Raw genomic sequence first — 20,963 nt, 5'->3', positions numbered from 1 at the left:
TCCCGGTGGAAGCTACTTCATACTATTCTAAGTTTATTTTTTGGTTACTTGTCAGGCAGGTTTTTTTATTTAAGTCCAGAATACTAAGTAAGAGGTTAGAGGTGGAGCAGTATATGGAAAAGATTATTGAAGAAGTAGCAGGCTGGAAATTTTTACAGGACCTGCCGCGGGAAATTTACGGCTTTACATTGATTAATGAGTTTATGACCTGTGGTTCTCAGTATCGTATTTTTACATATAATAATCAGGCAGCCAGACGGAGCTTTACTGTTTTATATGATAAAGCCACCAGGGATTTTTTGGTCCGTACGGTAATCGGTTTAACCGAATTATGTGATATCAGCTTCATAACCGGTAATCTGGCGGCTCTGGAAAAACTATTGGCAGACCGGATGAATAAAACACTATGGGGCTTGGCTCACTTTGAACCCGCCTGCCTGTGTGCTCAATTTGCCGGCAAGCAAATTACCGAATGGACATATGCAGACCAATTACCGAAAACGCTGGCGGGATTTGACCTTTTCATAAATCCGCACGAACCGCTTAAAGGCTTGAATGGTTCTTATATTATAATAGACTACAGTGATTTTTCGACAGAAAGTAACCTTGTGGTAAATTACAATATATTTCGTGACCAGTTTTTTAGTGAGATACGGCTCAGACGCACACCGCTGATGACCGCTGAATTTGATGCTAAAACCCTGCCGGAACTGGGCGACCGCCTCAAAGAAAATCTTAGTCCGGCGCTGGAACGGTTGCGATTACAATTGCAATAGCTTCGCAGTATGGACGCGCCAAATAGGGAGGTTATTATATGTCAAGAATTTTAGTTTGTGATGATTCAGCGTTCATGCGGATGATGTTGAAAAAGCTGCTAACAGATATGGGGCATGAAATTGCCGGTGAGGCCGGCGATGGCAAACAGGCTGTCCAGCTATATCGTCAGCACCAACCTGATTTGGTCACGATGGATATTACGATGCCAATTATGGACGGTATAGAAGCCGTAAAGCATATTCATGAGACAGATCCGTCAGCCCGGATTATCATGGTAACAGCCATCGGGCAGCGCAGTATTATTGCCGATGCCATAAAAGCGGGAGCGGCCAGTTTTATCGTTAAACCTTTCGAACCGGAACAGGTGGAGGAAACGGTAAATAAGGTTTTAACTACCTGAATCAATTGGCCGAAGTACTTGACGAGTGTACTGTAGGCTATATAATAATTTTTACTGTTGCTTTTAGTTGATAAATTGGCTATAAATAAGTATTGACTTAAGTAAGAGATTAGTATATACTTTATTTTGCGATTTGTTAAGCGGCCCTGTGGTGTAGCGGTCTAACATGCCGCCCTGTCACGGCGGAGATCGACGGTTCAAATCCGTTCAGGGTCGCCAATTTCTCTTACGGGTAGTGGATGTTCTTCACTGCGCTCAGAACTAAGCGACTCACGTATGTTCTCAGTTCGCCTAGCGGCTCGTGACAACATGGTTCGCTGCTTATGCCTCGGTAGCTCAGTCGGTAGAGCAGAGGACTGAAAATCCTCGTGTCGACAGTTCGATTCTGTCCTGAGGCACCATTTAAGCGGAAGTAGCTCAGCGGTAGAGCATCGCCTTGCCAAGGCGAGGGTCGCGAGTTCGAATCTCGTTTTCCGCTCCATAGTGACGGCGACATAGCCAAGTGGTAAGGCAGAGGTCTGCAAAACCTCTATTCCCCAGTTCGAATCTGGGTGTCGCCTCCAAAATTTATGCCGGGGTGGCGGAACTGGCAGACGCAACGGACTTAAAATCCGTCGGAAAGAAATTTCCGTACCGGTTCGATTCCGGTCCTCGGCACCATTCATATCGACATAGAATTTAGGAATTTAGTGACTCAAAATCCTTATTCAGTGATATTCTAAAAATAACAAGGCAATAAGAAATCCCCGGAATATTCCGGGGGTTTTCTTATTGCCGGCAATGAAGGAAGGTCGCAGCCAGGCTACTCGATAACCTTTTTAAGCGTGTCCAGGTCGGTAATTTTCACCGAGGAGCGATAGAAATCAATCAAACCCTCGTCGCGCATGCGGCCCATTTCCCGGGATAAAGCCGTCCGGGATACGTTAAGGAAATCGGCCAGATCATTGCGGTTTAACGTCAGGGTAAACGTTTTTCTGGCTGTTTGCCTGTGCTGGTCCAAAAGATAGGAGCTGATTTTTTCCCGCATGCCGCGAATGGACAGGTATTCAACTTTGCGGTTGAGCAGGATTGCTTTTTCCGATAAGATTCTCAGCATATTGGTGATTAGCTGCTTATGGCTGGAGCAGACGTTGGGACAGGTGCCCATGATTTTTACCGCCGGCAAAAACATGACCGTACTTTCCGCTTGGGCTATTACGGAAACCGGCCAGGCGCTGAGTGTGGAAAACGCAATCATTTCCCCGAAGATATCGCCTGCTTCCAGGCTGGTCATGACAATCCTGCTGCCGGCCGCATTTTCTTTAATTACAGTGGCTTTGCCGGCTAAAACAATACCCAGGCCGGCAAACTCATCACCGGCCAGCGCGATATAATTATTTTTGGGGTAGGCAGATATTTTAGGCTGCAGGCAGCCGAGAACAGACGCTAAGGATTCAGCCTCAATGTTGCCAAACAGGGGTGAATGTGTAAGCACGGCGATCATATCATGACCCATAATTCATCACAGCCTTATTTTTGGTAGCTACGGCTACCGATTTATTATTTTCATTATATTACAATGAATTCACAGAGAACAAGTACATTCGCAAAAAGGAGGGACTGCAATGATCAGAAAGATTGTTAAAATAGACGAAGAGAAATGCAATGGCTGCGGATTATGTATTAGCGGCTGCCATGAAGGCGCCCTGCAATTAATTGACGGCAAAGCCAGGCTGGTGTCCGATTCCTACTGCGATGGTCTGGGAGCCTGCCTGCCCGAATGTCCTACCGGCGCTATAACCATCGAAGAACGCGACACAGACGCCTTTGATGAGGAGGCAGTCAAGCAGCACCTGGCCGCAAAAGAGGCACCGGCCAAGGTTCCCAATCTGGCCTGTGGCTGCCCCGGTACCCATTCCCGGCTGATTGAAAAAGTGGTTCCAACTGAGCCTGCTCCGGCAATGTCGGCACCAGTTCAATCCCAGCTGCGTCAATGGCCATGCCAGATTAAACTGGTGCCGGTAAACGCTCCCTATTTCCATAACGCCAATCTGTTGATTGCAGCTGACTGTACGGCCTATGCCTATGCCAATATTCACAGCGAATTTATGGGCAACAAGATCACCCTGATTGGCTGTCCCAAGCTGGATGACGTGGATTACGCCGAGAAACTGACAGCTATCCTGAAGGCCAATGAAATCAAAAGTATTGCTGTTTTGCGTATGAGTGTGCCATGCTGTGGCGGGATTGTCAATGCCGTGAAACAGGCCCTGGCAAATGCCGGCAAGATTATCCCCTGGCAGGTGACGACAATCACTACCGAGGGTCAGCTGCTGTCAGACTAAAGTGTACTCAATGGTAATGGTCATTCAATTAAGATAAAAATACGAGGAGGAATAACAATGTCAGAAATGTTTTGTTTTCAATGTGAACAAACCGCCGGTGGCAAGGGTTGTACAAAAGTAGGGGTCTGCGGGAAAAAGCCCGATGTTGCCGGCAAACAGGATGAACTTACCGGCGCGTTGATCGGCCTGGCCCGGGCCGCTGCCGGGAAAACCCCCGGTAAACTGGCAGATGCCCTGACCCTGCAAGGCTTATTTGCGACTGTGACCAATGTAAACTTCGATAATGCCCGTATTACCGAACTCATCGATCTTGTCCACACGGAAAAAGCCGCGCTGGACCCGCAGGCTCTGGATTTTCCCGCCGCCGCCCTGTGGACCGGCAATGAGGATATTGTATCGCTCCGGTCTACCCTGCTGCTTGGTCTGCGCGGTATGGCCGCCTATGCCTGGCACGCCCATATCCTGGGCAAAACCGCCGCCGACGTCACCGCCTGGTTCTACACGGGACTGCGCGCTCTGGGCGAAGATCACACTGCCGATGAATGGCTAACCCTGTTGATGGAGTTTGGACAAGTTAACCTGAAATGTATGGGGCTGTTGGATGAAGCCAACACTTCGGCTTATGGCCATCCGGTACCGACAAAAGTTCCTGCCCTGGTGGAAAAAGGCCCGTTTATTGTCATCACCGGCCATGACCTGCATGATCTAAAGCAGCTCCTGGAACAAACGGAAGGTAAAGGCATCAATATTTACACCCACGGCGAAATGCTGCCGGCCCATGCTTATCCGGAGCTGAAAAAATACAGCCAGCTTAAAGGCAACTTTGGTACTGCCTGGCAGAATCAACAAAAAGAATTTGACAACCTGCCGGCGCCGATCCTGTTTACCACCAACTGCCTCATGCCGCCTAAGGCGTCTTATGCAGACCGGGTATTTACCACTGATGTGGTCGGATATCCTGAGATCAAGCATATTGCGGCCGGCAACGATAAAAAAGATGCCTCAATCATTGATAAAGCCTTAGGGCTGTTTGGTATTGGCGCGCAAGAGAAGAGCGGCCTGAACAAGGATTTCACCCCCGTTATCAATAAAGCCCTGGAACTGGGCGGTTGGCAGGAAGACCGGCATTTTACCGGTATTAACGGCGGCACCGAGGTAATGACAGGCTTTGCCCGCAATGCCGTGCTGGGTGTGGCCGACAAGGTGATCGATGCTGTCAAGGCCGGTCATATTAAGCACTTTTTCCTGGTCGGCGGCTGCGACGGCGCTAAACCCGGCAGAAACTATTACACTGAATTTGTGCAAAAAACGCCGCCTGACACTGTGATCCTGACCCTGGCCTGCGGCAAGTACCGGTTTAATGATCTCAGCCTTGGCGATATCGGCGGCATTCCCCGCATCCTTGATATGGGACAGTGCAATGATGCCTATTCCGCTATCCAGGTCGCGGTAGCCCTGGCGCAAGCCTTTAATTGCGGTGTTAATGACCTGCCGCTGACCCTGGTGCTGTCCTGGTATGAGCAAAAAGCCGTATGCATCCTGCTCACACTGCTGGCGCTGGGCATTAAAAATATCTATATCGGCCCGTCCCTGCCCGCTTTCTTATCCGGCAATGTGTTGAACATCTTAGTCGAAAAATTTGCCCTGACACCGATCAGCACGCCGGAACAGGACCTGCAGGCCATTCTCAGCCGTTAAACAGGGCTGCTGCCTCAGTCTTGCCCGGGAAACAACCATGGTTATTGAATGATAGGAACGGCGGTGAGCAATCACCGCTTTTTCTTGTCATTGTGGCAAAAATTCAGTAGCTGAATTCCCCTAAAGTATAAATTATGGATTAATGGGTAACGGTGATATTCCCCGGCGGGAGTATCACCGCTACCGGTTTAACTAAAGTATTTTACCCAGGTTCTTTGCAGGAATTGCCGGATAAGCTACAATATAGAATATAGCCACAACAGGGGGAAGAGACTATGCTTATCGTCAGTGCCTGTCTGGCCGGGGTGCAGTGCCGGTATAACGGGCAGGATTTTCTTATACCTGAGGTAGCAGAACTGGTGAAAACAGGGCAGGCGCTGCCGCTGTGCCCGGAAATATTGGCCGGTTTAGCCACACCACGGCCCTGTGTAGAGCAATGTGGCGGCCGTTTTTTGACTATCAAGGGTGAGGACCTGACATCTGAATATAGGGACGGGGCAAAAACTGCCCTGAAGATTGCCCGGCTGGTTGGCTGCAAAACGGCTATACTGAAATCAAAATCACCAACCTGTGGCTGTGGGGTGATTTATGACGGCACTTTTTCCGGCACCTTAACGGCGGGCGACGGGATCTTGTGTACGCTTTTAAAGCAGGAAAAAATAAAAGTTTGTACTGAAAACAAGTTCCGGCTGAGTAATATAGCGGGCGACAAACTTTTATCTGAGCAGCCGCCTGATATACAAAGGTGATATAGCTGTGATTGCTGAATGACATTACAGGTTGCTTGGGGACTCTGGTGAATTAATTATACGCAAGGCTTTTACATGTGTTATAATAGACATAACATAGATTATTAAAAGGGGGTTCTGGTTGTGAAACGGTCTACTTTTATTCGGATCCTGTCCGGCATTAAGCTGGTTTCCAATAACGTAAGTATTGTGGAGAACTTTCAGAATAAAGCGCTTGTTATCATCAGAGTCCCTGAAATTACCGGCGAATCTCCGAAACAATTCAGATCTTTTCAGAAGGTGCTATCGTCGTGTTCTTACTATAATATTAAGCCCGATGGTGACCAGTTATTAGTTACTCTGACATTTGAGTGGGACTGATCCTGCGGCAGAAGAAAGACCGGGCCTGTCCAAGAGTCTTCAGCCGTTTTGAATTTTATCTGCAAGCTGATATGCCTATTCATATATGGGAAAACCGCCGGCAATTTTGAAGTGCCGGCGGTTTATTTGCAGTAGGCCAGTGATTATTCTATTGATTTTTCAGGAACAGGGCCTTGGGCAGATAGGCAAATTCAACATTTCGCTGCTCAAGTTCTTTTTTTAATGCTAAATTGATGCTTTGCTGAATATCCATGTATTTTTTGTAATCGCTGCCAACAACATAGTAGACTACCTCGAAATCAAGGCTGTATTCCCCGAAGGAGCCAAAGTGGGCCCGGTCAAAGACTGTATGTTCAATGTTCTCAATAATGTCTTGGACGATTTCCGGTATTGCCTGCAACTGTTCGCTTGGTGTATTAGGCATAACCCGGAATCTGAACAGAACCCGCCGCTCGGCCATCCGTTTATAATTTTGGATACGGGAGTTGGTAAGGTCGGAGTTGGCAATGACCAGCTGTTCGCCGCCCAGGCTTCGGATCCGGGTTGTTTTAATGCCGATATGCTCAATGGTGCCGAGCTGTTCACCAATAATAATGAAATCACCGATTTCAAAAGGCTTGTCAAAAACAATAGCGACATAGCTGAAAAGATCACCCAACAGTGTCTGGGCTGCAAGCGCTACGGCAATACCGCCAATTCCCAGGCCGGCAACAACCGCCGAGATTTGAAACCCCAGGTTATCCAGCAGGAAGATGAACCCCACCGCCCAAATCATCACCTTTAAGATGGGCATAGCAGCTTTGACAGTGCGTTCCCGGTCGGCAGCTTCTTTCGTTGTTAACAAATATTCCAGTCCGTAATCCACCGACGCAATGAAAAAGCGAAGGGCTGAAACTGTTAGAATGATAATCCCCAATACATCACTGGCCCGGTTCAGGCTGTCATGTAATGTCAGACTGCGCAGCGACAGATAAAAAGAACTATAATATAGGGCTGGCAGCAGGGTTCTCTCAAGATTATTGAGCAACCTAGCGTCAATCTTGCCCTGACTGTTTCCGGCCCATAGCTTTAAGCGCTTTAAAACCGTAAATTCAAATAGTTTAACAACGATAAGCGCAATGACAAGCACTGCCAATGAGATCAAATACTGTTCAACACTGTTTTGGAAAAATGTTACCTTTAAAATATCCTGCACCAATACGCAGCCTCCTTTTTTCCTAGCGGTTTAGGCAACCGTTGGGTTGCCTGCAGAATGTTATATACTTATTCGCCAAGCAAGCAGGCAAAGTCCTGCCTGCTATAGAGGCGGAGCAGGAGAAGCTGAATGTCGGAATCAGGGTGTATTAATTTTATTTTTGAGTGACAAAATTTCTTTGCGCAGTTCAGCGACTTCGTCTTTAAGCTTTTTCTCGGCCGACGCTTTCTCTTTTCCTTCCTGGGCGCCACAGCGTTGACTATTCAGTTCAAGGTACAGGAAAAATAAATTGAGTATAGCAGAAATACTTAATCCCCATATAGTAAAGTTATTTATGTCTTTAAAATTCATAGTGAAACCTCGCAGTCAGAAATGCTGGTATATTATATTCTGCTTCAGGGCAGAGGTTCAGCTGAATTTTAATGTTTACAGGTCTGCTGATATGGACATTTTTGCCGAGCAGAGCGCAGGAATGATGCTGGCAAGCACGCCAGTCAGCAAAACAGCGGCTATTGCCACCAGCTCCGTGGGCGACACTGTGTTAATTGCAGCAATGGCCGTCTTTTGCTGCAGGATAGAGGCCAGGCAGGAGAAAACGCCATGGCCCAGTAAAACTCCGGTCAATATGCCGGACCAAACCAGCATTAGCCCTTCAAGCAGCACAATGACCGCAAGATCCTGCCAGCTGCCGCCGATAGCCCGTAAGATGGCGCGGTCGCGGCTGCGGATAAGGGCCGACCAGTACAGGGCAAAAGCGACCAGCAGCAAGGTCATGGCAAATGCCGCAAAACCTATCAATTTAAGTATTTGTTCACTGTCACTCAGTACCGAGAATAACCGGGCTATTACCTGGGAAGGAAAGACAACCTGAACCTGAGTATCTTTTTGGAACTGCTGATATAAACTCATGGCTTCAGCATAACCCCGGGGCTTGATCAGAATGGCAGTTGTGCCCTGGTCATCATGTTCATGATCGTGCTCTGCTTCAATCGCCGCCGCGTGTTGTTCGGCACCGGCCGGTTCATGCTGATGCATAGCCCAGAGGCTGGTCAGCGGTACCAGTATCGCCTGGTCGTAAGGACCAAGGACTGGCTTCATAATCCCGACCACCGTGAACTGTTTGCTGCCATGGCCTTGGCCACCGGCGGTTACGCCATGGGCGGAAGCAAAAGCAGCGCCTACGGTGAGGCCGGTGTCTTTGGCAACTTTGGCGCCGATTACGGCTTCGTATTCAGCCTGAAATGGTTTTCCCCGGTCGAGCTGCAGCCAGGGAAACTGTCCGGGCCGGCTGCGGTGCTCGAAGATCGCCTGTTCAGTGCCGACCAGCCGGTAACCATGATAATTATCACCAAACCCTAAAGGTATAACTGATTCTACGAGGGGATTGGCTGAGAGTTTTTTGATGAGCGAGTAGTCAATATTGCCAATCGGCACATCCTGGAGAAATACGGTATTAAGTACCAGCTGATTGGGGCTGCCTTTGGCACCGGCAATCAGATCAAAGGGCTCTGTAGCCAGAACAAGACCGTGACGGAGGCTGGAAGCCAGCAGCATAACGATAATGGTCATCGCCACCGCCGTACTGACGACCGCGATGGCTAATAGACTGGTCAAAGATTTTTGGCATAGGTTCCGCCAGGCAATGAGCAAGTGAATCATACCTCATTCCTCCCTGGCCGGCGCATTGCAAAAATACGGGGGAAGCCGGCGATAACCTCCTGGTCGTGAGTAGCCAGCAGGAGGGTACTGTGGTTTGCAGCACATAGTGCCTGCAGCAGCTTCAGCACCAGCTTGACATTGTCACGGTCCAGGCTGGCAGTAGGCTCGTCTGCTAAAATGAGTGCCGGCTTGTTAACTAAAGCCCGGGCTACCGCTACCCGTTGCTGCTCGCCGGTACTTAAGCGGTTTGGTTTATAGGCGGCTTTGTCGGCCAAACCGACCTGCAGCAATAAATTCATGCTCTTTTGGTGCCGCCGGTCTTGCCGTTTTTCCCCGCCAAAAGCGGCGGCAACCATGATGTTTTCCACTGCGCTCAGGCTGTTAAGAAGATTAAAGTTCTGAAAAATATAGCCGAGATTATGGGCCCGCCAGGTGTCCCGCTCGCCCGCGGACAGTAAGTCAAGCCTTTTTTTATCCCAGAATAATTCACCGGCCGTAGGCGCGGTAAGACCGGCAATCATATGCAGCAGGGTTGTTTTGCCGGAACCGCTGGGGCCGGCAATAATAAGCTGTTCGCCCGCGGCAACAAATAAATGCTCGACCTGGGCTATGGTAAGTGGTTCACCACCCGGCTGGTGAACTTTTTTAATCAGGCTGCGCACTTCCAGCATCGTTAGTCTCCTTTCATCAGCATCGTTATTCAGATTTCTCAACATCATCCGCCCGGATACGGACAAGACTGACAAAGCCTGTTTCCTCATCAAGCTGGCTGCCAAGCTCCAGGATGCCGGTCACTGTTACCGGCTGATCAAAAGGCAGGGCAGTTAGAGGCTCGGGCAATGTTACCACAACTATATTGCTGGGCCAGTCGGCATCTGATGAGCAGAACGGGCAGATAGACATCGGTGTCTGGGTTAGCACGAAAAAGGATAACGTTGGTTTCAGCGGCGGAGCCATAAAGCCGGTTATTTGGATCCGCCGGCCCTGCAAGCGCTGGAGTTTGTCGGAGAAGCTGAGACCCAAGGCGGAGGCCTTGCTGTAGAATTCATCAAATTCGAGCCGGGTTGGCGGTCCGGACAGCCAATCGCTCCAAAACGGTGCCGCTGCTGCTGTTCGCAAGAAAAGGGACGGCTCCTGGTAAGGAACCGTCTGTTTTGCGGGCGGAGGGCCAGGGAAAGAGCCGGCCGCCAGCAGGACCAGCACGAAACTTATGCCAATTCTCATTATTTTAGCCATGTGAGGAGCCTCCAAAAAAGGGGATTTATTTTACATTGCGGTTGCCGTCAAGGCCTAAGGCTCTGACAATACCAAAGAAAACCTCGGTGTTATCCATAACACCGTTAAAATAATCCGCTCCGGGACCGTCGGCATTCAGGATGATGTCATCAGCCGAATGCACCTCAGACGGGTCGGAGGACGGGATATTGCCCGGATAGAACTCACCGCTGGTTTGCGGGTTGGCAATGGCTTTATTATTAGCCATAATGGCGGGAACGGTAGGTTCAGCCTTAAACTTATAATCCTCTTTATAGTCGGGGTGGTTGGCGTATTGGACAGCCAGCGTGATATCCGGGCTGGGGCTGTCCGGGAAGCCGTCTTTGTCGTTGTCTGCAAAGGTGGGCCAGCCGGCATTGGCATAAATACGTACCGCTTCCCGCCCTTTCTTCCCGTCAAGCTCATGATAAGTGCCGGTAATACTGGCGCCATGGGCATGATCGGCAACGACGACGATCAGGGTATCTTTATTTTTGCGGGCAAACTCTTTGGCAATGGCTATTGATTTGTCCAGCTCAATCGTGTCATAGGTAGCCCGCTGCCAGTCCATGGCATGCAATTGTTTATCAATGGAGGCGCCTTCGACCATCAGGAAAAACCCTTTAGGATTTTTGCTTAACGTATCGATGGCTGTTTGCGTCATGTCCATCAGGGTGGGCTGATCGTCAAAACCCCCGAGCACTTTGGGGTTCTTAAGCATTTCCCGGTCCAGATACACATTCATATTATCAAGCTGGTAGAGTCCCAGCAGCTTGTCTGTGTTGGGCGGGGTAGCCAGCAGCTCGCTTTTGGTGCCCGAAAAACGATAGCCAAGTTTTTTAAACTCATCAATGATATTTTTGTTGTCGGTCCGCTTAGAACCGGGCGTACTCAGGGGGAGGAAATGCCGGGAACCGCCGCCTAAAATTACATCAGGGCGGTGACGGGGATCAAGCATTGTTTCGGCAATAAAGTTTTGTTCAGCCCGTTTACGGGTGTGGGCCACCATGGCGGCCGGGGTGGCGTCGGTAATATTGGCTGTTGATACAAGCCCGGTAGCCATACCGCGGCTGCGTTTGACCAGTTCCACAATGTTTTCTACATTCGGATCATCAAAGGGGTCTGCGGTACTATTGGCATAAGTCCCCATCGCGTTAACCACGGCTTTATGGCCGGTGGCGTAGGCGGAGGCACTGTTGGCCGAGTCCGTTACGAGGGAGTCGTAGCCGGAGGTGGTGATGATGGCCGTATTAGACAGTTTTTCCATGGCCAGCAGATCATTGTATTTGCCTTCGGTAATACCTTGCGAGAGAATGCGGGCCATTTGGCGGGCCTGCAGGCTCATACCGTCGCCAACAAACAAGATCACATTTTTGGCCCGTTTTGGGGCAACCGGATTGACGACATCATATTTGACAGTGCGGGTGGATAAGCCGGCAGTCCCGGTTGCCTTCACCGCGATTTCGACTTTACCGGGTTTTTTGAAGGCAACATTGTTGATGCGGTATGTAGCCAAAGAAGCTTCCCGGTCTGTGGCGGCGCCTTTGCCAAAATATTTATCGGCGGTAACACCATTTACCGTAACCTGAATCCTATCCGGATCAGCATCTTTGACTTCTATGAGAAAATCAAACAGCTGGCCTGAGACAAATTTGGCACGATCAATAGGCAATATCGTAATTGGCGAGGGTTGAGGGGCGGCAAACCCAAGGCTTACACTGCCAAATAAGCAGGTAACCACCATGCCTGCCGCAATAAATTTTGTAATTTTGACCTTTAAGCAACGGAAAAAATGCTGGCGCAAGATCAAGACCTCCTTAAATTTTTATAGGTTAGTTAAGTTCAATTGTAAAGACAAGTAATACTTTTAGTGTTAAGATCAGGTAATTTTTTTGTAAATTTTTAGTATCTAGCGGTCGGCGGCAGTAAGATGTTACAGCCTGATTAGAGTTTTTACCGTATCTACTAACGCCGTTTCCCCTTTAATCGTCCAGATTGCATATAATTGTTCCAGGGTAGCCTGGGAAAAGATATAGTTTCTAAAACTATAGAAGGCTGCGGTTTGCAGGTCTGCTGCAGTCAGGTGATATTCCTGTTGCGCGATTTCGCCCAGCTTGCCTATCATCCACCTGGCCGCAGGAACAGATAATACCCAGTCATGATCGCCCAAATGAGTAATGAAGCCTTCCGTACGGCGGGGCAAAGGCAGGGTTTGGCCATCAGAGGCCAAAAGACCGAGGCTGACAGCATCCTGCTGGGCCAGGATTGCTGCTGCTTTTAACCAGTTTACGACCTCCTGCTCGTCGGCGGCAGTGCCCGGATGGTTATGGGCGCAGGCCTGGGCGGTAATAACCGCGGCCGGAAATCTGCGGTGGATTAACTCGGCCAGACTGAGAACATGGTGTGAACCGGTCCCGGCGAGGGGATATTCTGTCCGGGCAGTGCCGTCCTTTTGCCATTGGAATACCCAGGGTTTATGGAGATCGTGCAGTGTTTGGGCGGCGATAACTATATCCCTGTCCATCGGCAGACCCGACACCTCTTTATAGGCATTGAAGAAGCCCAAAGCTGCTTTTACGTTTACCGCGACATGGGTGGCAAGCCCGCCCGGGTATGAATGATGGCTGCTATAGCCGCTGCCGGGAGCAGCATAGAAAGGGAGTACGGTTTGCCGGGGATTGCTGCATGGCGGCAGAAATTCATCGACAGCAGCAGTAGGTTTAATGTAGCCTGCCGACACCAGGCGGGTCCTGACCTGTTCTTTCGCAGCCACACCCGGATATAGCTCCATGAGGCGCGGGGCCGGGTTATGGAGAATTTCAAGTGTTGCCCGGCGGAGGCCGGCCGCCTGAATTTCATTGGCTGTCTTTAGCAGGTACTCATAGGCTGATTTTACGTAGGCCGATTTTTCGGACATCGTTGTTGGGTCCAGAGCCAGGCACGCGGTGAGCGTGATTGGAGTTGCTTTTACTGCCGGGGCTTTCGCCGTTGCCGGCAATGGTAGGGTTGTGGCTGCCAGTGCTGCCATAGCGCCTGCCGATATCTTGATAAAGTCCCGCCGGTTCAAGTGCATGTTGGTTTCGCCGGTTGAATTACTCAATCAAATCCCTCCTGGTTTTGTTTCTATCAGCATACCTGATTATTTGCCCGCCGATGTTAACTTAACATTAAATTACTGTAAAAAATTAGCAATGGACAAAACAGGCCCAGGCAGCTACCTTTATTTTAGCTAGAGACAACAAAAATTTTTGGCCGGATGTTATTACACCGGCAATAGCGCGGTCCTAACAAGCGGAAAAATACGGTTATTGTCCCTGGTTCGGCGCCTACCCGTGTGGTGGTGGAGACACTGGAATATGCCAGAACAATTGGTGAAATATTATTGCCCTCCATATCGCCGGTGATGAATTGCCGGCCCGGCGGGTCCGGAACCCTGTCTCTGATTTTTCGGGGCCGCCGGTTACAATAAAGGAACTGGCTGTCGCTTATGGAATACTAATACAAAAAACAAAGGGGAGGAATACAAAAATGTTAATCAGTAAACTCGGGAAGTCTTTTGTTTTCACCACTGAGTTAGGCGGTATCAATGGCACCGATATCGGCGAAAGTATTGCCAGGGTCAGGCAGTACCAGGGCCTGGATGCCATTAATATCCATGATTGCCCGAACGCCAGACTGCGCATGAATTCGATCATGGCCGCTGCTGTTATTAAGCGGGAGACAGGTATAGAAACAATTCCTCATTATACCTGCCGGGACCGCAGCTTGCTGGGAACTCAGGCTGATTTGCTTGGCGCCCATGCATTGGGGATCAGGTATTTGCTGCCTACGACCGGTGATGGGCCGCAGCACGGTCCTTATCAGTCCAAGGCGGTTTATGATTATAATACCGCCGGGCTGATTGCGCTTATCAACAGCCTTAACCAGGGCCAGGATGCCAATGGCGCGGCTTTTACAGGTCCTACCCAATTCACCGTGGCGGCTACCGCAACCCCGGCGGCGGCGAATATGGCAGCGGAACTGGCTAACATGGAAAAAAAGACTAATGCCGGTGCTGATTTTTTCCAGACCCAGCCTGTTTATGACGCCGGGCAGGCCGAAAAATTTATAAATCAGGCTAAGACTTTGCGTAAACCGGTTTTATTAGGCATCATGCCCTTAAAAAGCCTTAAGATGGGAGACTTTATTAATAAGCATGTAGCCGGAGTAACTGTTCCGGCCAATATTCTTGCTGAACTGGAGCAGGGGAAGAGCGGCTTTGCGATCGCCTGTGAGTTTATCAGGCAAGTCTACCGGCAGGTGGACGGATTCCACATCTTTGGTATGGGCGATGTGGCGGTAACTAACCAATTGATTGATTTTACCAAAAAGCTGCGGGGCGAATCTTAGCTAACGTCTGCCGGTACATAAAATTCAGGCACTGGGACTGGAGGGAAGTCTATCAACGGTGTGAACGGAGAGGTTGAATTATTGCTGATCCTGTGGAATACGGTCACATATGGTTTAATGCGGTATGATAAGAACCAGGCCCGGAAACAGGGACAACGCATCAGTGAGCGAACGCTGCTGCTCTGTGCATTCTGGGGCGGGGCTGGCGGGATATGGTGCGGAATGTACAGCTTCCGGCATAAGACAAAACATAAAGCTTTCCTCATCTGGCTCCCTGTCCTGTTTCTGATGAACCTGTTCGGCTATTACTATTTTCGCTGGCTGTAAATAATTGCTGCCGCCGCTGCCTGCCTTACGTCCTGCTTACCATTATGCAGGCAGGAATTAACAGCGCACATCCGGGGGGCTGTATGATATAATACGGATATATCTTGTTGCCATAATGTCGTAAAGGGGTGGAAAAAACTAATTATGAGAAACAAGTTTATCTTAGTTGCGCTGCTAAGCCTGGTCTTGCTGGTAACAGCAGGGTGTGGCGGGGGCTCTGATCTTACACGTGAGTCAGGTCTGTCACCGGAAGCGGTAGTGCAAACATTTTTTACTGCAGCCCAAAATGATCGTATGAAAGAGGCCGCACTGTATGTATCACCGTCATCTGCCAGCGATACGAAGACCGTGTTAAAATATGTTACCGGACAAAGCCGTTCTTCTATTAAGAATGCCAATTTACTCTCAGTAACAAAAGTAGCCCAACAGGGGAATTATGCGGCCACACTTGCTACTTTGCAGCCGGAACAGAATTCGATGGGGATTGTCATTAAACCGGTCGGTTTGGAAAGAATTGACGGTGAATGGTATATTGTTGATTATGATCAGGCCTTTCGTGATGCAAAATATAAAGTCCTGGCTCAACTGTTAAGCGGTATTTAATATAAGACGAGAGCACCGATTACGGATGCTCTCGTCTTATATGCTTTATTCCTCTACTGGGCAATTGGAATGAGCCCTAACCGCCTTACCGTTTCGAGATCGGCGGCTGCCCCCCGGCCGGTTGTGGTGAGATAGTTGCCGATCAGCATGCCGTTGATGCCGGAAAGGAAGCCGAGCGGCACAAGCTCACCCAGGGCTTGTTCGCGTCCGCCGGCATAGCGGATAATCTTATTAGGCAATATCAGCCGGAAGATGGCAAAGGACTGCAGCACCTCCAGCGGCGGCAGCGGCTTCTGGTTGGCCAGCGCCGTTCCCAGGACCGGATTCAGGACATTAACAGGTATCGAGTCCACATCGAGATCTCTTAAGGCAAAGGCGAGTTCCACTCTTTGCTCCCAGGTTTCGCCCAGACCGATAATCCCGCCGGAACAGACCTCAAGGCCTGCGGCTTTGACATTTTTAATGGTTTCAACCCGTTCCTCGTAGGTATGGGTAGTACAGATTTGCGGAAAAAAGCTTTTGCTTGTTTCGAGGTTGTGATGGTAGCGGGTAATACCTGCTGCTTTTAACCCTTTCACATGATCGGGAGTGAGTATTCCCAGGGAACAACAGCGTTCCAGGCCTGTTTCCCGGCCAATTTTTTGGATGGCTGCCGTAATCTGATCAAAATCAGGATCGTTTTTCATGCCGCAGCCGGCAGTTACAATGCAAAAACGGTATGCACCATGGGCTTCGGCTTTTTTGGCCGCTTGCAGGAGTTGTTCCTGGCCCATTAATGGATACACTGCACACTGGACGTCGTGATGCGCCGACTGGGCACAAAATTTACAGTCTTCAGAGCAGGAACCGGAGCGGGCATTAATAATTTCGCAGGTATCTACCTGATTGCCGGTAAACGTGATCCGGACCTTATTGGCAATTCCCAGCAGGATCGGAATATCGGCTTCATCAATTGTAGTCAGTCTGATTGCTTCTTCAAAGGTGAGGGGCTCTTGTTGCAAAACCTTTGCTCCCAGTTCAAAAATTAATTTATAACTCATAGTTTGCCTCCTGTCAATCTCCTAAATGGGGTCTTAACCCCGCATCATAGACCATTGTAAAATCTTTAGCGGTATCGCGGCCGCTAAAGGTCAGATAATTGCCGGCAATCAGTCCGTTGGCGCCGGTAAGCATCACAGCCCCCTGCATATCTCGCAGGTTTATTTCCCGGCCGCCGGCCGGACGAATTACCTTGGCGGGTAAAATAAAACGAAAGATGGCAAACGTTTTCAGAATTTCAAGGGGCGATAAGGGGGGCTGGGCTGCAAACGCAGTGCCTGCTATCGGGTTCAGAATGTTAATTGGCACCGAGGCCACATCCAGCTCCCGGAGGGTTAAAGCCAGATCAATCCGGTCCTCCCAGGTTTCGCCAAGCCCGATAATGCCGCCGGAACAAAGCTCAAGACCGGCGTTTTTGGCGGCTAGCAGGGTGTCAAAGCGTTCCCGGTAGGGATGCGTGGTGCACACTCCCGGGTAAAAGCGTTCACTGGTTTCCAGGTTATGCGCATAGCGTTTAACCCCTGCCCGCATTAACAGGAGCGCCTGCTCCTGACTGACAGTGCCTAAATTTGCACAGATACCGGTGTCTGATTGCTGGCTGATATATTGGATGAGGGCGACAATCCTGTCGAAGTCCGGGTCGGTTTCCATGCCTTTGCCGCTGGTAACAAGACTGGCCCGCCGGATGCCGTCTTGGCGCAGCCGGTTGATTTTCTCTAACGCTGTATTGTGTGAGATAAGGGGAAATATGGTACAGCTTGTTTGATGGTAAACGGACTGGGCGCAAAATTTGCAGTCTTCCGTACACAGGCCGGAACGGGCATTGATTATGCCGCACATTTCAACAGCCGGGCCGGCAAATTTAGCGCGGATCTTATGGGCGTAAGCGCCCAGCAGCAGAATGTCCTCTTCGGCGGCAGCGGCCAGGGCCAGGGCCTCTGCCGCCGTAATTGTGTAGCCTCCCAGGACCATTTCCCCGAGCGTAACAATGTAGTTGGCAGCCATTGCTTGTTCTCCTTCGTATTGTTAACTGAGTTGAAGACGGGGTTAATTATTTTAATAAATATATTACACCCTTGGCGACCTATTGTAAACCTATAATTAAAAGAGGGTTAACAAAAAACGACGCCTGTTTGCTGGCAAAAAATTGAAAGTATTGCAGGAAATTATTCTTATCTGTTGAAATATATCTCAAAACATAAAGTGCGGGGTAGGGTATATGGGAATTCTGCAGAAAAAGCTGCTGCTTATTATTGGGCTGGCATGCGGGATACTGGCCTATAGCTTCCACGGTTTTTGGCAAAAAGACAGTGATGAGCAGACAACGGCAAATACAGCTGCCGATCAGGGAACAGGCAGTGATGTTGTCGTTTATGTCTGTGGCGGGGTTGTTAAGCCCGGTGTATATAAATTGTCTTACGGCAGCAGGGTGATTGATGCTGTTACCATGGCCGGGGGGTTTGCCCCGGGAGCAGATGTTGTCAAAATTAATCTGGCGCTCCAGCTGAAAGATGAAATGCAAGTCAATGTTCCCTATCGTGTCGTTGCCGTAACCGGAACACCGTCAGTGCCGCCGGGCGTCAGTGCCGCCGGGTCTGGTGACCGGGTAAATATAAATACTGCTTCCCCAGCAGAGTTGGATAAGCTGCCTGGGATCGGACCGGCCTTAGCGGACCGTATTATTGACTACCGTACAGCCAACGGGCCGTTTCAAGACCTTGCCGATATCAAGAATGTACCAGGTATTGGTGACTCTAAATATAATCAGTTTAAAGATAAAATTGTATTATAATTATGGACTGGCATCACAATATTCTTGTGTTTATCAGCGCTGCCTTTGCCGCAGGCATCTGGCAGGCCGGCCTATACAGCTGGAAGCTGCCGGTTCTTACCGGGCTGGCGGTCTTGCTGCTGCTGGTCAGTGCGGGGCGTGTTGCTGCTAAAAGCAGGCAGGCATTTTGGCCGCTGCTAGGCCTGTTTTTTATTGCCGGCATGCTTCACTATACCCAGGACAGGCTTATACGGGCCGACGATATCGGTTATTATACGGGCCAGACCGCTGTTCTTGCCGGCGTTATTGCTGCGGTGCCGGTGGTAACAGAAACTGAACCGGACAGCCGGCAGGTAAAATATATAGTCAGTGTGCAAAAAATAAAACCGGCACCGGCCGGAGCGTTTATACAGGCTAGCGGTAAGATTTCGGTCACTGCCCGTTATCCGGACCGGAGGCTTAAACCGGCAGCCTATGGTGACACCATCCAGGTAAATGGCAGGATTCTGGCATTGCACGGCTATAATAATCCCGGCCAGATTGATATGACAGCCGCCCTTAAACGGCAGAATATCACGGCCCGTATGTCGACACAAGGTCAAACTATTAAGATTATCATGGCCGGTAATACGTTTTCCTGGCGTGAAATACTTGCTGACTGGCAGCAGGGAATTGCTAAATCATTACTAAAGGTAATGCCGGTAAATGATGCGGCTGTTTTAACAGCCCTGTTATTTGGCGGTTATCAAGGGATAAATAAAAATGTGATTCATGATTTTGCCACAACCGGGTTGATCCACATCTTATCGGTTTCCGGCGCCCATATGGCACTTGTGGCCGGTCTGTTAAGATGGCTGGGCAGCTGGCTGCGGCTAGGTTCATTGACGACGGCCGCGTTAGCTGCTTTGGGCGTCATGGTGTATGCCTGCCTAAGCGGGCTTACACCGCCGGTAATACGCGCGGCTGTGATGGGGTTAATCAGCCTGACCGCCGTGGCCGCCGGCCGGGAAAACCATGCCCCGGCCGCGCTGGCGGTTACGGCCCTGGGAATGCTTGCCTATCAGCCGCTCCTGTTGTATGATATTAGTTTTCAATTGTCGTTTGGCGCCACCGCCGGCCTGGTATTTTTATATCAGCGGACACTGGACAGTGTAGCCCGGTTGCCGGCGTGGCTTGCCGGGCCGTTCGCCGTGACTGTGAGTGCCCAGTTAGGCGTGCTGCCGCTGATTGCCTGGCATTTTAACAGTTTCCCGCCAATATCTGTCGTTGCCAATATTGTTGTCCTGCCCATTATTGAATTAGTCATTATCCTGGGACTGGCCGGGGTTATGATTTTTATGGTTGCTCCCGGATTTGGCAATATCGTGTTTGTTGTCAGCAGCCTGTTGATAGGCTGTGTTATGATGATTACCGCTCTGCTGGCAGCCTTGCCGTTTAGTTCTGTTTACATACCCTCTGTGGGACTGACCGGCAGTGCCTGTTACTATTTGCTGTTAGCCTGGATGTATGGCTGGCGGCCGTTTCATGGCCCCGGACCAGGGCAGCTTTGCCGGCAGTATCCGCGGCTGGGGCTGCTGGCTGTCATCCTGGCGGCCGGGGTATTGGCGGCGTATAGCTGGTATCCAAGGCCGTTGGCTGTACACTTTATTGATGTCGGGCAGGGGGATGCCGCCTTAGTGGTTACACCGCACGGCAAGGCGGTACTGGTAGATGCCGGCGGGAGTTTCGGCAGTTCTGGTTTTGATGTCGGGGAGCGGGTCGTTGCCCCTTATCTTAAGCATTATGGCGTAACGGCAGTCGATTATTTAATCCTGACACACGGGCACCAGGATCACGCCGGGGGAGCAGCCGGCGTGGCCGGGGCAATAAAAATTAATCATGTCCTGCTGGCGCGGGAAGAATTTTCGCCGGCGGTACAGGCTCTGCTGCACACCAAACCTGTAATTACGGTGATTCCTGCTTATGCTGGTCAGAGTTTCCAGCTTGATGGGGTAGCCTTCCGCATTGAGCAGGCGGTTGGTGATGGGGCGCTCAGACACCAGCCGGCCGCCGGCAATGAAGTATCCAGCGTAATTAGAATCACCTATGGCCAGCATACATTTCTAATTACCGGTGATCTGGAAGCCCGGGGCGAGGCCGCCTTGCTGAAGCAGGGAGTTTTGCCCTGTACGGTGCTGAAGGTAGGTCACCATGGCTCTAAAACATCCAGTACTGAGCCGTTTCTTCAGGCAGCAGCTCCTGAATATGCCGTTATTTCTGTTGGTTACGGCAACCGGTTTGGTCATCCGCACCCGGAGACACTGCAACGTCTACAGGCAATAAAATCATTAATATACCGGACCGATAAGCAGGGCGCCATAGTCTTTCAATCAGATGGTAAAAATATTAAAGTTGATACATTCGTAAAATAATAAGTAAG

21 protein-coding genes and 5 tRNA genes are annotated in these 20,963 nt (G+C 50.1%); 16 read left to right on the top strand and 10 right to left on the bottom strand.

The features are described from left to right. The first annotated feature begins 113 nt into the window (after positions 1-113). The 7 genes from SPTER_RS11470 (at position 114) to SPTER_RS11440 (ending at position 1,837) form a co-directional block, all read left to right on the top strand. Complete coding sequence (locus SPTER_RS11470; RefSeq protein ID WP_144350527.1) at positions 114-776, top strand: hypothetical protein; 663 nt, start codon at positions 114-116, stop codon at positions 774-776. A 38-nt stretch (positions 777-814) separates the two neighbouring features. Then, a complete protein-coding gene (locus SPTER_RS11465; protein WP_144350526.1) occupies positions 815-1,177 on the top strand; it encodes a response regulator in 363 nt (120 codons plus the stop codon). 142 nt (positions 1,178-1,319) lie between these two features. Next, a tRNA-Asp gene (locus SPTER_RS11460) sits at positions 1,320-1,396 on the top strand. 106 nt (positions 1,397-1,502) lie between these two features. Next, a tRNA-Phe gene (locus SPTER_RS11455) sits at positions 1,503-1,578 on the top strand. Between the two features lie 5 nt (positions 1,579-1,583). Beyond that, positions 1,584-1,658, top strand: a tRNA-Gly gene (locus SPTER_RS11450). 7 nt (positions 1,659-1,665) lie between these two features. After that, a tRNA-Cys gene (locus SPTER_RS11445) sits at positions 1,666-1,740 on the top strand. A gap of 8 nt (positions 1,741-1,748) precedes the next feature. After that, positions 1,749-1,837, top strand: a tRNA-Leu gene (locus tag SPTER_RS11440). Between the two features lie 142 nt (positions 1,838-1,979). On the opposite strand, the gene SPTER_RS11435 is transcribed toward SPTER_RS11440, so the two are convergent. Further along, the gene (locus tag SPTER_RS11435; RefSeq protein ID WP_144350525.1) at positions 1,980-2,672 is read right to left on the bottom strand and encodes a Crp/Fnr family transcriptional regulator; all 693 of its coding nucleotides are present in this window, start codon (positions 2,670-2,672) and stop codon (positions 1,980-1,982) included. Positions 2,673-2,781: 109 nt separating this feature from the next. Between SPTER_RS11435 and SPTER_RS11430 the strand changes: the two genes are divergently transcribed. The 4 genes from SPTER_RS11430 to SPTER_RS11415 all read left to right on the top strand — a co-directional run bounded on the left by SPTER_RS11430 (position 2,782) and on the right by SPTER_RS11415 (position 6,308). Further along, a complete protein-coding gene (locus tag SPTER_RS11430; protein ID WP_144350524.1) occupies positions 2,782-3,501 on the top strand; it encodes an ATP-binding protein in 720 nt (239 codons plus the stop codon). 57 nt (positions 3,502-3,558) lie between these two features. After that, positions 3,559-5,199: a hydroxylamine reductase gene (gene hcp, locus SPTER_RS11425; protein ID WP_144350523.1), complete on the top strand. Its 1,641-nt coding sequence runs from the start codon at positions 3,559-3,561 to the stop codon at positions 5,197-5,199. Positions 5,200-5,474: 275 nt separating this feature from the next. Then, positions 5,475-5,948: a 2-thiouracil desulfurase family protein gene (locus SPTER_RS11420; RefSeq protein ID WP_144350522.1), complete on the top strand. Its 474-nt coding sequence runs from the start codon at positions 5,475-5,477 to the stop codon at positions 5,946-5,948. Between the two features lie 123 nt (positions 5,949-6,071). Continuing rightward, on the top strand, positions 6,072-6,308 hold the full coding sequence (locus tag SPTER_RS11415; protein WP_144350521.1) for a hypothetical protein: 237 nt from the start codon (positions 6,072-6,074) through the stop codon (positions 6,306-6,308). A 148-nt stretch (positions 6,309-6,456) separates the two neighbouring features. On the opposite strand, the gene SPTER_RS11410 is transcribed toward SPTER_RS11415, so the two are convergent. The 7 genes from SPTER_RS11410 to SPTER_RS11380 form a co-directional block, all read right to left on the bottom strand. Beyond that, positions 6,457-7,503, bottom strand: coding sequence for a mechanosensitive ion channel family protein (locus SPTER_RS11410; protein ID WP_211367547.1), 1,047 nt, complete (start codon positions 7,501-7,503; stop codon positions 6,457-6,459). A 138-nt stretch (positions 7,504-7,641) separates the two neighbouring features. Beyond that, on the bottom strand, positions 7,642-7,854 hold the full coding sequence (locus SPTER_RS11405; RefSeq protein WP_144350519.1) for a hypothetical protein: 213 nt from the start codon (positions 7,852-7,854) through the stop codon (positions 7,642-7,644). Between the two features lie 75 nt (positions 7,855-7,929). After that, positions 7,930-9,162, bottom strand: a complete 1,233-nt coding sequence (locus tag SPTER_RS11400; RefSeq protein ID WP_246105580.1) for an ABC transporter permease — start codon at positions 9,160-9,162, stop codon at positions 7,930-7,932. Then, on the bottom strand, positions 9,159-9,881 hold the full coding sequence (locus SPTER_RS11395; protein WP_170233238.1) for an ABC transporter ATP-binding protein: 723 nt from the start codon (positions 9,879-9,881) through the stop codon (positions 9,159-9,161). Before SPTER_RS11395 ends, SPTER_RS11400 begins: the two co-directional genes overlap by 4 nt. Then, a complete protein-coding gene (locus SPTER_RS11390; protein WP_144350517.1) occupies positions 9,859-10,398 on the bottom strand; it encodes a hypothetical protein in 540 nt (179 codons plus the stop codon). Before SPTER_RS11390 ends, SPTER_RS11395 begins: the two co-directional genes overlap by 23 nt. Positions 10,399-10,423: 25 nt before the next feature. Next, the gene (locus SPTER_RS11385) at positions 10,424-12,220 is read right to left on the bottom strand and encodes an alkaline phosphatase (RefSeq protein WP_246105579.1); all 1,797 of its coding nucleotides are present in this window, start codon (positions 12,218-12,220) and stop codon (positions 10,424-10,426) included. 129 nt (positions 12,221-12,349) lie between these two features. Continuing rightward, on the bottom strand, positions 12,350-13,516 hold the full coding sequence (locus SPTER_RS11380; protein WP_211367545.1) for a twin-arginine translocation signal domain-containing protein: 1,167 nt from the start codon (positions 13,514-13,516) through the stop codon (positions 12,350-12,352). A 428-nt stretch (positions 13,517-13,944) separates the two neighbouring features. On the opposite strand from SPTER_RS11380, the gene SPTER_RS11375 reads away from it, so the two are divergent. The 3 genes from SPTER_RS11375 (at position 13,945) to SPTER_RS11365 (ending at position 15,735) form a co-directional block, all read left to right on the top strand. Further along, positions 13,945-14,805 (top strand): methylenetetrahydrofolate reductase, encoded by an 861-nt coding sequence (locus SPTER_RS11375; RefSeq protein WP_144350516.1) that lies wholly within the window; start codon positions 13,945-13,947, stop codon positions 14,803-14,805. A gap of 60 nt (positions 14,806-14,865) precedes the next feature. Then, a complete protein-coding gene (locus SPTER_RS11370; protein WP_211367543.1) occupies positions 14,866-15,132 on the top strand; it encodes a DUF1294 domain-containing protein in 267 nt (88 codons plus the stop codon). A 144-nt stretch (positions 15,133-15,276) separates the two neighbouring features. Then, positions 15,277-15,735: a hypothetical protein gene (locus tag SPTER_RS11365; protein ID WP_144350515.1), complete on the top strand. Its 459-nt coding sequence runs from the start codon at positions 15,277-15,279 to the stop codon at positions 15,733-15,735. A gap of 53 nt (positions 15,736-15,788) precedes the next feature. On the opposite strand, the gene bioB (SPTER_RS11360) is transcribed toward SPTER_RS11365, so the two are convergent. After that, positions 15,789-16,775: a biotin synthase BioB gene (gene bioB, locus SPTER_RS11360; protein ID WP_144350514.1), complete on the bottom strand. Its 987-nt coding sequence runs from the start codon at positions 16,773-16,775 to the stop codon at positions 15,789-15,791. A gap of 13 nt (positions 16,776-16,788) precedes the next feature. Next, positions 16,789-17,778, bottom strand: a complete 990-nt coding sequence (bioB, locus tag SPTER_RS11355) for a biotin synthase BioB (RefSeq protein WP_144350513.1) — start codon at positions 17,776-17,778, stop codon at positions 16,789-16,791. Positions 17,779-17,992: 214 nt separating this feature from the next. Here bioB (SPTER_RS11355) and SPTER_RS11350 point away from each other — a divergent pair, with 214 nt between their 5' ends. Together SPTER_RS11350 and SPTER_RS11345 are read left to right on the top strand one after the other, a co-directional pair. Then, positions 17,993-18,565: a ComEA family DNA-binding protein gene (locus tag SPTER_RS11350; RefSeq protein ID WP_144350512.1), complete on the top strand. Its 573-nt coding sequence runs from the start codon at positions 17,993-17,995 to the stop codon at positions 18,563-18,565. A 2-nt stretch (positions 18,566-18,567) separates the two neighbouring features. Further along, a complete protein-coding gene (locus SPTER_RS11345) occupies positions 18,568-20,955 on the top strand; it encodes a DNA internalization-related competence protein ComEC/Rec2 (protein ID WP_144350511.1) in 2,388 nt (795 codons plus the stop codon). Positions 20,956-20,963: the final 8 nt, after the last annotated feature.

This window comes from Sporomusa termitida, assembly GCF_007641255.1.
Classification (GTDB): Bacteria; Bacillota; Negativicutes; order Sporomusales; family Sporomusaceae; genus Sporomusa; species Sporomusa termitida.
Note: the sequence above shows the minus strand (reverse complement) of the source record. Positions and strands in the feature narration are given on the sequence as shown.